Source organism: Desulfitobacterium sp. (genome assembly GCF_035539115.1).
GTDB lineage: Bacteria > Bacillota > Desulfitobacteriia > Desulfitobacteriales > Desulfitobacteriaceae > Desulfitobacterium_A.
This window is the reverse complement of record NZ_DATLJA010000017.1, coordinates 14,142-30,141: the sequence shown is the minus strand read 5'-3', so window position 1 is coordinate 30,141 and position 16,000 is coordinate 14,142. Positions and strand designations below refer to the sequence as shown.

Below are 16,000 nucleotides of genomic sequence, written 5' to 3'. Positions count from 1 at the left end.
CTTTCGCCGAGCTTTGCGATAAAGAAGACTTGGCCAGCGCCAAAGCGATGGCCTTAGTCGCCTTATCCTGCCGGACTTAACTACTTGCATCGTAGGAAAGCGAAAACCGCTGGTTGCACTTATGCTATCTGCCAAAAATTTATACTTTCTGTTAGTATAAAGAAAACCCGGCTTTCGCCGAGCTTTAGCGAGAACGAAGGCCGCTGGTTGCACTTATACTATCTGCCCCTAGACTTATACTTTCTGTTAGTATAAAAATAAACCCGGCAGTCTTTTAACTACCGGGTTTCACTATTCAACCTTTTCTCAATAAGGACATTCCCTTTTTGATTAATGGGGCATTGACAGGAATATCCCAGGCCATGGAACTTGGGAAAGAGTAGATCCAGTTCTTCCCTCCCGGAAAATGTTAAATTAATATATTCACCTGACCAATTCACAGCTACCCGTTCCGCAAAACTGAGCATTGTCATCACCATATCTTGATTTTTGAATTTAGATTTTATAAATAACAAATCAATGGTAACCACAGCTTCTTTTTGGGAAAGAGAAATAAGCGCTATAATTGAATCGTCCTCACCACGATAGAAAAAGATCCGTCCCTCACAATGAACTTTTTCCCAATATGAACGTTCTTTCTTTTCCCGAATACCTAACGGTAGTTCCGAAACTTCTGGCCAATTTTCTCTCAGAAAAGCCACCAGTTCATCGAGCTGAGCGGAGGATACTTCATAAATATGGTTCATTTCCCCTACCCCCTTTTATACTTCTCGATTTACGTATTTAAAATTTTGAATCTATTCTGAATACTATTTCTCCTTCAAATAGTAAATTCCTTTTTTATCCGGAATATATTTTATTTCTTTGTATAAATGATTGCTAGATTGTACTAAACAAAGGCAAAATTGGGGAAAAAGAAAAGCCCTTGAATACCAAGGGCTTTAGCAATTTCGATATGGTGCGGTCGAGAGGACTTGAACCTCCATGCCCTTGCGAGCACTAGGACCTGAACCTAGCGCGTCTGCCAGTTCCGCCACGACCGCGTGCAAAATTTATTATATACGGTCAGTCTATGAATGTCAATAAAAGTTTAGAAATGTTAGATAGACCCAGCCCCTTTTGCAAATACTAACGATATAGACGACTCAATTAAAAAAGAATGGGAGCAACTGCATGATGACTACACCCGACCTCATCCGCCAGGAAATCGAACGTATTTATGGACAAATCAGTCCCTTCGAATTAAAAGATCGATTGATTAGCCTTGCCAAAGACCAATCTATGAAGAGTACCCGCACCTTACTTGATGCCGGAAGAGGTAACCCTAATTGGACAGCGGCAACTCCTCGCGAGGCCTTCTTCACCTTCGGATTATTCGCTGTTGAAGAAACCCGCAGTGTTTGGAATCAGCAGGATCTTGCCGGAATGCCTAGACATGATGGAATTGCCGAGCGTTTTAAGATATATGCCCAAAATCATCCTGATGCTCCGGGAATAACGCTCCTCCAGAAGATGATCGCTTATGGGATCAGTCTCAAAAGCTTTAATCCAGATGATTGGGTATATGAACTGGCTGATGGAATAATCGGTGATAACTATCCCGTCCCCGGTCGAATGCTTATCCATATCGAGAAAATCGTCAAAGATTATCTTACTCAAGAACTTTATGGTCACAACCCATCACCTCTGGATCCCGGCTATGACGTATTTGCTGTTGAAGGGGCAACTGCAGCCATGTGTTATATTTTCGATACCTTAATAGCCAACAATTTGTTATCCATCGGTGACACAATCGCTGTAATGGTTCCTGTTTTTACACCCTATCTCGAAATTCCGCTTTTGCCACGTTATAACTTTAAGGTTACCCATATTTATGCCTCAGAAAGAACCAGTGATGGAACCCACACCTGGCAATATCCTAAGCCCGAAATTGAGAAACTTAAGTCCCCTGAGATAAAAGCGTTGTTTATTGTGAACCCCAGTAATCCTCCTTCAGTGTCAATGAGACCTGAAACCGTGGAACAAATAAAGTCAATTGTAAAAAAACAGAATCCCGACCTCATGATTATTACAGATGATGTGTATGCTACTTTCGTCGATCACTTTCATTCCTTGGTAGCCGACTTGCCTTTTAACACCTTAGGAGTCTATTCCTTTTCAAAATATTTCGGGGTCACAGGCTGGCGCCTTGGCGTTATTACCTTACATCATGAGAATGTCTTTGATCGTTTACTTAAAAACTTACCCGAAAAGCTAAAAGAAAAAGGTAGAAAGCGCTATGAGGCCCTCTCTACTCATCCTGAAGAAATCCGTTTTCTTGATCGTATTGTTGCTGATAGCCGTCAGGTCGCTCTTAATCATACAGCAGGATTATCGACTCCCCAGCAGGTACAAATGGCTTTTTTTGCGCTCTTCGCTTTACTAGATAAAGATAATCGCTATAAGGAATTGACGAAGGAGATCTGTCATCATCGTCAACAACTATTGTTTACTAGCCTTGGACTCGACCTACGCGCTGACCCCTATGATGCTGCTTATTACACTGAATTTGATTTATTAGAATGGGCAACTCATTATTACGGAAATCCTTTCAGTCAATACTTGCAGGAGCACTATAAACTTATTGATATTCTCATACGCCTCGCCGAGGAATCTTCCATTGTCTTATTGAATGGAAGTGGCTTTCGTGGACCGAAGTGGTCAATCCGCATATCCCTGGCTAACCTTGTGGATCGAGATTATTCAGAAATCGGTCAATCCTTACATCACGTCCTCGAAACGTATGTCGCCGACTGGGAGTCAACCACTCACCAATAGCGACTACCCACTTGGAAATTATATTAACTTAAAAGTCCATTCCAACCAGGAATTGCGGCAAAAACAATTAAACACCGCAATGCCAATCCGCCAATCAGCACCCCGCTATCACAGATGATGATCGCACGCGGATTGATTCCGGCATGAGCACCTTTTAGTGAACTCGGCATGATCTCAAATTTTCCTTTTCCCTCCATAACCGATGCTGCTGCAATTGGCATATCTGTATAACTTCTTTGCGCTTGTGAAAGCTGAATCGAGCTATGCCTCTTATGTAAGTTATAGACATAGGCCAATAAGGGGACCACCAGCCCGATGACAATAAGAATTCCCCAGAAGGCCCAAGCTAGGGAACCGTTCAGAATTTTCTGAGCTGAAGCAAGTGCTATAGGACCTTTTAAACCTGATAGAATCACACCAAAGAAGATCGCTAATAAAACAAGTTCCGTCCCAGCCATTAGAAGGTGAGTTTCACATGCCTTCCCCTCTTTCAACTCACTCTTTTCGAAAAGATGAGCTAGAATCGAGTTCTAGGATAACCCTGTGGATAAAGCACTTATAACAAAAATCACGGGCATTAAGTAAAAGTTCCAGAAAGGTACAGCTTTCACAACCGCTAGCAGTAATCCGGTATAAGCACACGTAGAAAAGGCTAACACTGCACCCGCCATACCAATAATATTTGGGGCTTTCTTTTTGGTCCACACAAAATAAGCTTTCAGAAGGCCAACTCCGATGAAAGCGGAGAGAATATAGATCCCCCACGTCATGACAGAGCGGAAATTCAGAAACATTCCAAGAATGAGCCAAGGTTTTTTTAAACCTTGCCCTAAGTCAAAAATTAAGAGACCGGCCCCTAAAGCTACCAAAGGGGCAGCGATATAATACCCGAACCGGCTTAAGCTCGGAGCATCCCCCAACCACCCTTTCTCAGAAGCGAACGAAACTAAGTAAGACCCAGCTCCCATACCCCCTAAAAAGAGATAAATAGCAATTAGCCACCCCCAATGTAATACCATAACCTTTCCTCCTTATTTCTTGACATCCTTTGGAATAATGACCAATGATGGACCAGTCATCGTCGGCAAAGGTAGACCTTTCATCTGACCGCGAACTGCTCCCGGGGTTTTCATTAGTTCGCTCATTTCCCCATACTGAAGCGCTTTCACGGGGCAAGCTCTAACACAAGCTGGTTTTTCCCCCTTATCCTGAAGCATATAACAAAAATGACATTTGCAAACTGCACCCGATCCTTCGCCAAATTGCGGGGCATGGTAAGGACAAGCATATAAACAGTATTTACAACCGACACAACGATCCTTGTCATGGATTACAATCCCGTCTTTTTCGCGTTTCGTATAAGCCTTTACCGGACAGACCTTCACGCAGGCCGGATCTTCGCAATGATTGCAGCTCATAGACAAATTATGTTGCTCACCGATAACAAGCTTGCGCCACTCAACCCCTTCCTCCCATTTATAGGTCAGCTTACAGGCTTGAACGCAGGCCCCGCACAAAATACATTTCCCTTCATCGTACATAAAGCCCAGTTGTTTTTTCCCACCTGATACAGTTTCATTTGTCGTTGCCGGACCAGCTTCAACAACTTTTCCTGGAACGATCCCCAAAGCCAGTGCACCTCCCATAAGCAAACCGGCTTTTATGGCATTTCTTCGGGTTAACCGGATCTGTTTTACACTAGCCATCAAACGAACAACTCCTCTCTTCTTGCATCCAAAAATGTTACCATTCCTTTTTGATTAATTATAGCATATAATTCTTTTTATGGTTATCATTTACATATACTTCTCTTTGTGATATTAATTATTATTAGAGGAACCTACTCTTTTAGTCCTTTTCTTATGAAGAAAAACTTTAAATTCTAGATTGGTCAATTCAGCTCATGAACTTTAACTACGATTAATATAATTTAAGGGTGAGCTGATTTAATAACAAGAATCATCGTTGACCTTTTGTGAGGAGGTGCACACTTTTATAACAAAAAACAGTAAAGGAAGGAAGGTCGTTCATGAAACCGAAAAAGCTCCTGCTCTTAGCTCTGGTTACCCTTTCATCCCTGGTTATCCTTTCCGGGTGTGGTAAAGCTAAACCAGCAGTGACCGAGCCAGTAACGTCCAGCCCGCAAGTCTCTACTCAAACGACAAATGTCACAAGCATTATCGATCAAGTCCGACAAAGCCAACATTTCAAAATGTTTCCTACTCTGATTAGCGAAAAAGAAAAGGATGCAAGCTTTGACTATGAAGACGGATGTATCCGTTGTCATTCCGAAACAGCAATACTAAGAGATCCCGCTGCAAAATTGACTGATTTCTATCAAAACGGGAAATATTCCAAGGATCGTGAAGGAATAACTTGCCTCGTCTGTCATAACGTGGGTGGCGATAAAATGATTTCGCTCCGCAATCCGGGTTGGCAATCTTGTACCACCTGCCATACCGCCGGTAGTACGATCACCCTCGGTCAAGAAGTAAACCACTCCCAAAAAGAGATGATCGAAGGTGTTGGGGTTGGAGCCGTGCCAACAAAACCTTCTTATAAATGGGCTGCGATGAAAGATACGTTTTCCTGCACAGATTGTCATGTAACCAATGGTCTCAAACATGATTTCATGGTTCCCGGTGTAACTGCCACCTACGATGGCCTCGGGACCATGCGCACAGGTACGCAAATGAATTACACAGAATTTGCCAAGATGTTCAAACAGGACAAATGCATCACCTGCCACTATGAACCTTCCTCAACCATCACTAAGATCCAGCAACGCCAAAAGGAAATTAGCCAAAAGTTGGATAATTTGAAACCCAAGTTTGATAGTTGGGAAAAGAAAATTAAGTCTCTTGACCCCAAAGACCCCAAAATTGCTCAATTCAACAATGCTCGTACGTATTACATGTATGTCACCTCAGATTCCTCGAAAGGCGCACATAACTATGCCTTAAGTAAATCTCTGCTCGAGCAAGCCGAGATCGGGATCAATAAACTCAACTAAATCTTCAATATAAAACGATCAAAGAAACCGTGCAAAGCCCGATCAGGGACTGCACGGTTTTGTTCTGTTTAGCTTAACCTCTTAGAAGCGGACGGCTGCAATAAAACATATTTGGTGTCGTATAAATCCGGAAGCTTATTCTCATACTATATTCTTGAAGGCTGGGGAAAGAAGGATTATTAATGGCTGTTGAGCAAATCGCCAATGTAGATAAGATTTTCTTTAAAGGGTTATTTAAGAATCTTTTTTCAGACCCAATCCAGTTAGAATTTTGGGATGGGGAGGTTGAGGACTTCGGCAATGATAAGGTGAAGTTCAAAATTAAATTGAATGAACCGCTTTCGAAAGCAGATATATTAAAGGACCCTTCCTTGGCTTTTGGCGAAGGCTACATGACGAAGAAGATGGATATTGACGGGAGCCTTGAAGACATGATCACTTCCTTATATAACACTAAAGAAAGCTTTTTAAATAGCCACGACCAACTCGCCAAACTCGGAAAATTCCTATCCCATAATTTCAAAAACAGCAAGGAAGATGTTCAGTATCATTATGATATTGGGAATGATTTTTATCGGCTCTGGTTGGATAAAACGATGACGTATTCCTGCGCCTATTTTAAGTCTCCCGAAGATACCCTGGAAGAGGCTCAGAAAAATAAAGTGGAGCATATTCTCAAAAAGCTGGCCCTAACGGGTGGTGAAACCTTGCTAGATATTGGATGCGGCTGGGGAGAGTTAATCCTAACCGCTGCCCGGAACTATAAGGTTAAAGCATCAGGGATTACCTTAAGTTCAGAACAGTTTACTAAGGTCAACGAAAGAATCAAAGCGGAAAAACTCGAGGATCTCGTCGATGTTCAACTTATCGATTACCGAGAGTTAAAAGATCGAAAATTCGATCGCGTGGTGAGTGTGGGCATGGTTGAGCATGTCGGCCAAGACCATCTCAGCGAATACTTTTCGGTCATGAATAAACTGTTAATAGTTGGCGGTGTATCGCTGCTTCATTGCATTACAAGTATCGAAGAAGGATCAACGAATTCCTGGATTAGTAAATACATTTTCCCAGGCGGATATATTCCGGCTATTAAAGAAATAATCACATCCATGGCGGATCACGGTAATTACCTTTTGGACGTAGAAAGCCTTCGCCGACATTATGGAAGAACGCTTGAGCATTGGGCTCGGAACTTTGAAAAGGCCTTACCCGAGATTAGTAAGACCAAAGATGAAACGTTCATTCGGATGTGGCGGCTTTATTTGAACTCCTGTGCAGCCTCCTTTAACTGCGGAAATATCGATGTCCACCAATTTCTCTTTATTAAAGGGGTGAATAATACGTTGCCTTGGACAAGAGCATAGGACTATTTGCTCTTTTTCGTTTCCTGGAGTTTTAGAGAAGAGTGTATTGGTGTCAAAGTGTACTCCGGACATCTTGAGACTCTTGGGACTTCTCACTATGTTCCTGCCATATTTGTTCATACTTGCGAATTAATACCGGAACCTTTTCAACATAAGCGATCGTTTCCGGTATTTTGATCCAATGACCATTTTCTACTTCTCCTGGACCAGCGTTATAGGCTGCCAAGGCTATCTGGACATCGCCAAAACTTTCGAGTTGAAGCTGTAAATAATGAGCACCGCCATCGATATTTTGGATGGTGTCATAAGGATTAACCCCCATAAGCTCAGCGGTCGAAGGCATGAGTTGCATTAGCCCGATTGCCCCAACTGAGCTTAAGGATTCTGGCTCACCGCCCGATTCTTGTTCAATTACAGCTGCGATGAGTGCTGGCTCTAAATGATACTTATCGGCAGCTGCTTCAATTTCCGTCTGCCAGCGTAAAACCCGGTCATTGAGATTAATCGGCTGAGAGCCCTTCCCTACGATAATTTTTTCATTATGATCCTGATCTGTGACAATCGTAATCGCCCAAAATTCAGCGAGGGTACTGACTACAGCTGATAGGTCGTCTCTTAATATATACCGGGAGGAATTATCACTCTTGTTTTTCTCGAAAAGTTCCTTAATATCTAATTGAAGTACAACCGTTTTCTTCCTAAACTCCATTAATTTTAACCGCTTATAATTCTTCGTTAGTTCGATATCGATAGACTCACCAGGGTGTGAGGGCATTAGCCAATTCGGGGGGTTCCGATGACTCAAAGAATTGATTAAGCCTTCCTGTGTAAATTTTGTTGAAGGACAATAAAACGAAAAATACAAAATCATGCTTACCGATAATAAAGGAATTAACTTCTTATAGATCTTATTATGGGTATTGATTTGAAGATAGATTTTACGCGTGCAAAGCTTGAGATTATTAAAAAAAGTCATGAAATGTGTCACGCCTCACTCTCAGAACTCTTAGACTTAATCTTCGATACCCAAGGTTTAATATTCTTTACATAAATCGCCACCTTTTCAGACCCGATTTATCTAAATTCGCCAAAATATGTATTTTCAGTTTTACATACATTTCGTCTAAAAGAGAAAGACCTCAGAGAGATCAATCTCCAAGGTCTCATTTCTCCGAGCTCCTTCTTTATTTATCTGAAAATTTTAGATTTCGAAAAGAAATTGAGCCGATGGTAGTCGTACTCATCAAAGTTTCTACGAGTTATGGAACCGTATGACACGAAGTAGTACATGAGTTTTTCGTCCAATTATTAGCTGAGCCAATAAGCTTTCCTAATCCATCTACGGTAAAACTCTGGATTTGGCTCGTACTATTCACTTCACCTGTTAGCGCGAGTAAACCCGGATGAGAAGTGCCATGAGGAACAGCAGTATGGCATGCTGTACAGGCTTGACCCGAGTGATTTGAATTGAGATGTAAATTTGCAACCGTTGGATCTGAAAATTTAGACGTCGTAGCATTTTGAATTGTCCCAGTATACGTACTGGAACTATGACAGTCATAGCATAGATCTTTTCCCGTTTTTACTGTTCTCGCCGGACTATGTGGATCATGACAATCTACACATTCAGCGTGACGCTTCGTCATTTTATCTGCAGCCGTTTCGGTATCGCTATGAAGGCTGCTGATCGTCAACGTAGGATGCTGAGATACACTCTTAAAATCAGTACTTACGTTTTTAGCAGTTGCGTAAGCAGCTGGGGGAGTCCCTCCGTGACATTTTAAACATTCGCCATCTGTACTGACAGTATCTTCCCCTCTGGCCATCAAACTTGGATAAGGGGAACCATGGGGTATATGACAGTCATTACAGGATACACCACTAAGATAGTGTTTACTGTTTAAATAGACGGTCTTATTCCACCCTGTACTTGTTGTAAAAAGGAACGAAGGAAACTGAATCGAATAAGGTACCACTTTATCTGATGTTCGTATTGCGCTTGGAGGAGTTCCTGCGTGGCATTTTAGACAAAAATCAGTCATATTGCCAATGGTTGCATTCAGTGTTCCCGCAACCGTCGTAAATACACTTTTTGTATTTGTTGGATCAGAAAGATCTGAATACGCTTTTCCTTCACTCAAGGAAGCCGCTCCTACAGTATGCGGTCCATGACAACTCGAGCATTCTACCTTTCCATTGTCTGAGGAAGTAATATCATGCTTTGAAACAATCGTAACTGTCGAGCTGCCAAAAAACTGTTCTTGAATATTCCCTGTGCCACTATGCGAGTTAGCCGGGTTTGTATGACAAGTAAGACAAAGATTTTCTTCTTGTTGGTCTGTAAGCTGATTATACCTTCCACTATGGGGAGTATGGCATTTCGAACACGTAATCTTGGTACTCGAATCAAGCGCAGATTTCGTTGTATCATAATGTGCCGCTAGCGGGTTCGTATGATTTCCTGCCGTATCTCCATAATATGTCGGAGTAAATTTACGATCATTTACACCATGACAGATTAAGCAAAATTCATTACCTTGGTAAGCTGTCGTGGTCCCATCCGTTGCTTTGAGTAATTTGTTGTAATAATTCCCTTGCGCATCCTTATCCCCATGCGGATCGTGACAGTCAGAACAATAAAGGAGTTGCTGCGTAGCGAGATTACCCGTATCCATAATGGGATGAAAAGATTGGTTATTCGTCGTATCGACCATCCCTGCGTTGATATTATAATTACTCCCTGAGCCATCATGACAGGTGAAACACAAAGCCGTCTCCGTCGTTTTATTCAAAAGAGACGTATTCAGGGCGTCATGGGTTTGGTGACAGGTCGCACAAGTATTGGTATTAACTATATAATTCCCATGGGGGTCATTCAAATCCGTATTTCCCGTGGTAAACGACCACGTATAATTTACAAGATTAACTCCTCCACTATCTTTGATTCCCGTTCCATCGGGAGCCCCTTTTAACGTAACAGTGTATAGAGTATTAGTCGTTAAAGGGCTTACTGGCACAAAAGCAGCGATTCGGCTTAAAGTATCATACGTTATAGATTTAGGGGTGACTGGATTCTTATTCTGATCCACAACCGTAAACGTCATATTATTAATTGTATTCGGATTCATGTCATGATTAAAGCTCGCTGAAATTACCCTTTTAGTGCCGATTTGAGATACTGAAGCTTTCGGAATTGTGGAGATCACTCGTGGTTCAGGGGAAATGGAAGATAAGGTTGTTTTGAAGGACACTAAATAATCTTGTAAAAGTGGAAGCCCATTTGTATCTTTAACTCCCGTTTTTACCGTGAGTTGATAGGTTTCATCCTGTTTGAGAGGGGCCAGAGGAATGAATACTGTAGTTTTACTGGTACTATCGTAATGAATACCCCGTGCTTGAACGTCCTGAGCCTGACTATCTCGAACGTTAAGGTTAGCACTAGTCATCGTTGAAGAATCCATATCTCGGTCAAACGTAATATAAATAGGTAGATTGACGTCCACCCGCTCTTGCGTATCTGAGGGATTTGTTGAAGTAACCACAGGATTTCCCGCTGCCAGAACTGGCTCCGCAAGAGAGAACCCAAAAACTATGATTAACGTTAGATTCAGGAGAACGAATGCTCGCAAGGATTTTAAGCCTATATAATTATGCAAGACTGCATTCCTCCCTCTTTTTTTGAATACCTTTATTTATACCCAAAAACTTGAATGCGATTGTTCTCGCGATCGGTTACATAGATATGACCTGCGTTATCAATATCTAAACCATTCGGGAAGTTGAATTGTCCCTCACCGCTTCCCATCCCACCCATTACCCAAAGTTCAATACCAACTTCATCGTAGACACGTACCGTTTGTGAAAAGACATCGACAACATAAATCATCCCCTGATCAGTGACCGCTACACCACGGGGTAAGCTCATCGACCCATATTTTCCATTTGATCCATTGATTTTGGTTAAAAATTGACCTTCTTTATCAAAAATTTGAAGCCGACCATTGTTGGAATCGCTTACATAGATTTTCCCATCCTTACTTACAAATAAGGCATTGGGATATTGAAATTGGCCATCAGCAGTTCCGGGACTCCCCAAACTCTTCTGAATATTTCCCTGAGCATCTAAAATTACAACACGATGATTCGCAATATCTGTAATATAAAACAAGTGGTCTGGACCGACTTGAATACCCGACGGTCGAATGACTTCACCCTGCTTTCCGTCTTTAAGCGGTAATTTCTGATTATCTAAAAGAACAGGAAATTCTTTTCCATCTTCTCCGTATACGAAAATCTTTTTGGCGTTAGGATCTGCTATAAACAATTTATTTTCAAAATAAGCAAGTCCCGATGGAGTGAGTATTTTTCCTTGTCCGAAATTCTCAACCCACTGACCCTTCGAGCTAAAGACTTGAATTTGAGAGTGTCCTGTGTCTGCTACAAAAATTTTCCCTTCGGGTGAGGTTGTAATTGCTAGGGGACCTTTAAAATGTGTAGGGAAATTTTCTTGAGGATACGCTTTTTTCTCAAATTCCTGATCCCCACCATAAAGTTCATAGAGAAATTGAGGAGGCCCAGAGCTCGTCGACACGTTATTTATTGCTGATACCTTCTGACTTGGAATAAATCTGCTAAACAGGACTCCTCCAACTATCAAAAGAAGGATAAATAGCGAAACGAAAATTGCTCCATAAATCTTCTGTTTAGTCCTTTTCCTAGCTATGTTAACGTTTATCCGATAGAGCATGGAGATTTCTTCACTCCTTTATTTATGTTCTAGAGCTGGTTAAATTTTAAGTTTATTCCCCTTTTCACAAATTAATTTATGAGGGTTTGCCCTCTTTTATTTCCCTTGACCTGCAACGATTTCCGTTTCCAGGCCAGAAATTAACCGTTTTATCTGTTCGGCATCCTGGCTACTCGGATTGAGAGCGAGTGCAGTTTTCAATTCTTGAACAGCCCCTTTATAATCCTCCTTCGAATGGAAAAGAAACACCCCATATTTGTAGTGGGCGCGATAATCCTTTGTATCAATTTGAATTGCCTTTTGGAAAGCGGCCTCAGCCGTCGCATCGTCTTTCCCGTAATAGGCTGCAGTCGCCAAATCTATCCATACACTCAGATCGTTTTTCGTTTTCAGATATTCCTGATAGTGTCCTACTGCTTTATTAAAATCAAGCACAGCTTCCTCAGGATTGGAACTCCGCAACTCAGGAGCTAAATCGTAATATTGGTTTCCTAATTCCAAGCAAAGATTGGCATCCCCTGGATTTTGTTTAACTTTATCCTCTTTGTCCTGAATCATTGCTTTTGAATTATCAATCGAACTCGAGACAGTGTTTACTTTTTTATCTCTATTCACTGTATTCGGACCTTTTCCATTACCATAGATAGCTTTCCCTGCTATACCAAGGAATAAAACGACAACTAAAAGACTCAGAAGCAATCCTTTTTTTAGAGGCAGAGTCATGATTCAATTTCCTCCTCGCTCCTTTTCCTTAATATACCATATATCTTCTTATAATCCAATATATGGTGTTTGATTTCTGTATTAAATTGGAACATATGAAGGTGCAAATCATGATTGCTGCCGCATAAACAGAATTCTTCGAGTTACTGAGTGCAACGGAGAGGTCGACTCTAAATATATGCCAGGAGAACTTATCCTCCTTGTTTTCTTCATTGAAGTTCTTACTTATTGCCAAAGGCATTTTTAACATCGAGTTGTATTGCATAGTGGCGCTAAGCCCCTGGATGGGGAATTATTGCGAAATATGTTAACATTTTGGGTAAAATTACTTATTATAAAGGGAGAGCCTTATAAAGGCACCGCGAGTACCTCTATAAGGCTAATAAATTCTAACTCATTTCTTGGACTAGCTAGAATCTTTTAGCTAGTTCTTTTTTAGGTTAAATTATCGTCTTAGTGAACCCCATTCGGTTCGAGAGTATTGTCAGGAGCCGCACCTTGCTTATTATGGCATTGTTGGCAAACGCCCATGTTCGGGAGACGTTTAAGTGCTGTTGTACGACTTGGATCAGCTGTTGCTAAGAGTGGGTCACCAACACTATTGTTGCCATCAAATGCTGTGATCCCATCTTGACTCAAGGAAGTTTGAATGAAAGCATCGCTTGTGCCATGTGCATAGTGGCATGTTAAGCAGTCGACTGTCATTACTGGATTACCACTACTGTCCTTTGCGGAGAGGTCAAATTTGAGTCCAGGATAGTCTACTGCTAAGGATGTACCCGCTACAAAAGTACCGGTACGAGTAAAGCCTACAGAGTGACGATAAGCTAAACGATATTCACCAAGAAGTTCATTATAGGCTCCACCAGTTTTAAACTTCAAAGTGCCATCAGCATTTGTAGCCTGAACTTGTGGTACAACCAAAATGCCGTTATTCCCTGTGATTGTAGTATCCTTGCCATCGGTTGTTTTCCATACTGGAACCTTGTTAACGTTGTTGTAGTCAGTATGGCAAGCGCCGCAGAATTGGTTGATTCCGGATTTGTAAACAACCGTTTCAGTTTGCGTTAATTTGTTACTTACAGTCATGTCTACAACTAAACCAGGGGTATATTGGATATATACTTTGGAACCAGCAGCAGGAGCAACGCCTACGTCGAAGACGATCTTACCTGCTTTGAAGTCGACATGGAAGTTATTGGCTTCACCTTGCGCCACAACATGCTGATTAGCCAATATCGCAGAAGGCTTGTCTAACTTTTTAGTTGCATCATGTGGATAATTAATAGGATCGTCTTGAACAATTACTACAGGATCAACGCCGTGTCCAGACAGCCAGCCACCTTGTTTGGCCGTGTAGGTTATTCCATCAGTTGAAGTCACAACTTCGCCAGTACCTAAAGCCGTACGATAAGCAGTTTGGATGCCGTTGGGGTCTGGGCTCAAGATACGAGCATTTCCAAAGGTCCCGTGCGGATCATGGCAAGCAATACAAGAAAATTCAGTCGACCAGTTTCCGTTTTTATCTTTATAAGGTACAGCTTTTGATACGCCTGGTACAGCGTCTGTTCCAGCATTTTCAGCACCACCAGGAGCTGCTGAAGTAGTTACGAAAGTAGATATGTCTTTTGGAGACATACCGTGATTGGAAAGACCGGCTTCGGAGCCGAGTCCAGTACCGAAAAGACCAGCAGAGCTTACTTTTTCTACTCCATCTGCACTATGCGTACCCGTAACAACATTATAAGTAGCGGCTACTGTGCCATCATGGCAAGCCCAGCACGCGGTTTGCGGATCTTCCCACTGCAACAAGTTTCCTTGACCAACAGCGGTATGGACTGCGTGACAGGAAGCGCAAGCATCAGACGTTTTGCTGTAGCTGCTGTGGATTTTTTGGTTGTTCGGGCTATCATACTTGATCGCACCAGGTGCCTGCAGATTGGAAACAGTCGGACTGTTCCAAGAAGTACCATTATTACCGCTTGCATCAGGGGTTCCTGCAGGTCCTGCTGTACCATCAGAATTCATTCGGTAAGCTTGACCGGAAAACCCAGAAATCCCTTCTGTACCAACACCAGTACCGTTTGTTTCATAAGCTTGAGCAGCGGGATCTGTTGATGTCGGATCGGGTGTGGGAGTTGCCATAGCAACTGCTGAGAAGCTCAACATCCCCACAACGGTGAGAACGGCTAATAAGCCTATCTTACGCATTTATATATTTCCTCCTTCCGAATTGCCGAACATCCCCATGTTTATGTCTAAAATTATGTTTTATATATCTCCTGCCCTCCTTTCATAACATATTTGGAAGCCTGCCGGGGAATGTTCGAAACAGTTGGCGGTACCTCCCTGAATTGAGATTATTATTGATAGATCACAACCCGGCCATTACCCACATCGGTCACATAAAATCGACCTTGATTATCCCGGGTTAATCCATTAGGAAACTTGAGTAGTCCGTCATCGGTTCCAATTCCACCAAACATGAATAATTTTTCACCTTTTGAATTAAAGACAACGACCTTACTCGAAAGGTTGCTAACCACATAAATATTGCCTTGTGCATCGACGCTTAGCCCACGGGGATTTGCTAACTCGCTAACAGCCTTTAGCAAGAAATTACCTTGTTCATCAAAAACCTCAATACGGTCATTTCCTGTATCTGAAACATAGATTTTATTCCCCACATGTTGAATAACATTTGGAGAATTCAGTTGTCCGTCCTTTTCGCCTTTTTCTCCGAATTTTAACAATTGAGTCCCATCGAGAGCATAAACGAGGATTTGATTATTGGCGACATCTGTTATATAAACCCTATCCCCATCAATTGCGAGACCGGCTGGTTTATTAAAATCCCCTTTATTTCCAAAGTATTTTATGAACTGACCGTCGCTGCTAAAGATGGAAATGTTGCCATTATACAAATCTGCGACATAGATTTGACCTTGGGCATCACTCGCAATTCCATAAGGGAATTTGAATTCCCCTTCCTTATCTCCACTTTTGCCAAAAGTAGAAATCGGATTTCCATCATAATCAAAAACTTGAACTCGTTGATTATTGGTATCCGTGATATAGATTTGTTTATTGACTACGGCGACAGCCATGGGTTTATTCAAAGGGTCACCTAAGGGGCCGTATATATTGGCTTGGAAGGTTGGCACAATCGCGCCTAAGGGGAGTTTGTCAGTAACTGTTTTTACGGGATTCGTTTTGGAGAGATAAGACCAAGCAAACAGTCCTACCTCGAGCAGAATAATCACGCTCAAAATGATATACATATTTCGTCTTCGCATCGGACGATTGAGTTTTGTGCCTACAACGGTTGTACTCATC

At 41.9% G+C, this 16,000-nt stretch carries 13 protein-coding genes and 1 tRNA gene; 3 read left to right on the top strand and 11 right to left on the bottom strand.

All coding sequences use genetic code 11. The annotated features are described in order from the left end of the window. Positions 1–278: 278 nt before the first annotated feature. Both VM640_RS02880 and VM640_RS02875 read right to left on the bottom strand, forming a co-directional pair. The gene (locus VM640_RS02880; protein ID WP_325389733.1) at positions 279–746 is read right to left on the bottom strand and encodes a hypothetical protein; all 468 of its coding nucleotides are present in this window, start codon (positions 744–746) and stop codon (positions 279–281) included. Between the two features lie 210 nt (positions 747–956). Continuing rightward, positions 957–1,043, bottom strand: a tRNA-Leu gene (locus tag VM640_RS02875). A gap of 133 nt (positions 1,044–1,176) precedes the next feature. Here VM640_RS02875 and aspD point away from each other — a divergent pair. Next, positions 1,177–2,817, top strand: coding sequence for an aspartate 4-decarboxylase (aspD, locus tag VM640_RS02870; RefSeq protein WP_325389735.1), 1,641 nt, complete (start codon positions 1,177–1,179; stop codon positions 2,815–2,817). A 23-nt stretch (positions 2,818–2,840) separates the two neighbouring features. On the opposite strand, the gene VM640_RS02865 is transcribed toward aspD, so the two are convergent. The 3 genes from VM640_RS02865 to VM640_RS02855 form a co-directional block, all read right to left on the bottom strand. Continuing rightward, the gene (locus VM640_RS02865) at positions 2,841–3,275 is read right to left on the bottom strand and encodes a hypothetical protein (protein ID WP_325389731.1); all 435 of its coding nucleotides are present in this window, start codon (positions 3,273–3,275) and stop codon (positions 2,841–2,843) included. Positions 3,276–3,347: 72 nt separating this feature from the next. Further along, complete coding sequence (gene nrfD / locus VM640_RS02860; RefSeq protein ID WP_325389729.1) at positions 3,348–3,836, bottom strand: NrfD/PsrC family molybdoenzyme membrane anchor subunit; 489 nt, start codon at positions 3,834–3,836, stop codon at positions 3,348–3,350. 12 nt (positions 3,837–3,848) lie between these two features. Further along, positions 3,849–4,523, bottom strand: a complete 675-nt coding sequence (locus VM640_RS02855; RefSeq protein WP_325389727.1) for a 4Fe-4S dicluster domain-containing protein — start codon at positions 4,521–4,523, stop codon at positions 3,849–3,851. Between the two features lie 323 nt (positions 4,524–4,846). Here VM640_RS02855 and VM640_RS02850 point away from each other — a divergent pair, with 323 nt between their 5' ends. Both VM640_RS02850 and VM640_RS02845 read left to right on the top strand, forming a co-directional pair. Then, positions 4,847–5,830 carry a hypothetical protein gene (locus tag VM640_RS02850; RefSeq protein WP_325389725.1) on the top strand — a complete coding sequence of 328 codons (984 nt, stop codon included), beginning with the start codon at positions 4,847–4,849 and terminating at the stop codon, positions 5,828–5,830. 182 nt (positions 5,831–6,012) lie between these two features. Continuing rightward, positions 6,013–7,194: a cyclopropane-fatty-acyl-phospholipid synthase family protein gene (locus VM640_RS02845; RefSeq protein WP_325389723.1), complete on the top strand. Its 1,182-nt coding sequence runs from the start codon at positions 6,013–6,015 to the stop codon at positions 7,192–7,194. 52 nt (positions 7,195–7,246) lie between these two features. On the opposite strand, the gene VM640_RS02840 is transcribed toward VM640_RS02845, so the two are convergent. From VM640_RS02840 to VM640_RS02815, 6 genes are all read right to left on the bottom strand, one after another. Then, positions 7,247–8,170, bottom strand: a complete 924-nt coding sequence (locus VM640_RS02840) for a lytic transglycosylase domain-containing protein (protein WP_325389721.1) — start codon at positions 8,168–8,170, stop codon at positions 7,247–7,249. Positions 8,171–8,453: 283 nt separating this feature from the next. Then, positions 8,454–10,850 (bottom strand): cytochrome c3 family protein, encoded by a 2,397-nt coding sequence (locus VM640_RS02835; RefSeq protein ID WP_325389719.1) that lies wholly within the window; start codon positions 10,848–10,850, stop codon positions 8,454–8,456. 32 nt (positions 10,851–10,882) lie between these two features. After that, complete coding sequence (locus VM640_RS02830) at positions 10,883–11,785, bottom strand: NHL repeat-containing protein (RefSeq protein ID WP_325389717.1); 903 nt, start codon at positions 11,783–11,785, stop codon at positions 10,883–10,885. A 252-nt stretch (positions 11,786–12,037) separates the two neighbouring features. Further along, a complete protein-coding gene (locus VM640_RS02825; RefSeq protein ID WP_325389715.1) occupies positions 12,038–12,664 on the bottom strand; it encodes a tetratricopeptide repeat protein in 627 nt (208 codons plus the stop codon). A gap of 453 nt (positions 12,665–13,117) precedes the next feature. Continuing rightward, complete coding sequence (locus VM640_RS02820; protein WP_325389713.1) at positions 13,118–14,875, bottom strand: cytochrome c3 family protein; 1,758 nt, start codon at positions 14,873–14,875, stop codon at positions 13,118–13,120. 152 nt (positions 14,876–15,027) lie between these two features. Beyond that, complete coding sequence (locus VM640_RS02815) at positions 15,028–15,999, bottom strand: 6-bladed beta-propeller (RefSeq protein WP_325389711.1); 972 nt, start codon at positions 15,997–15,999, stop codon at positions 15,028–15,030. Position 16,000: the final 1 nt, after the last annotated feature.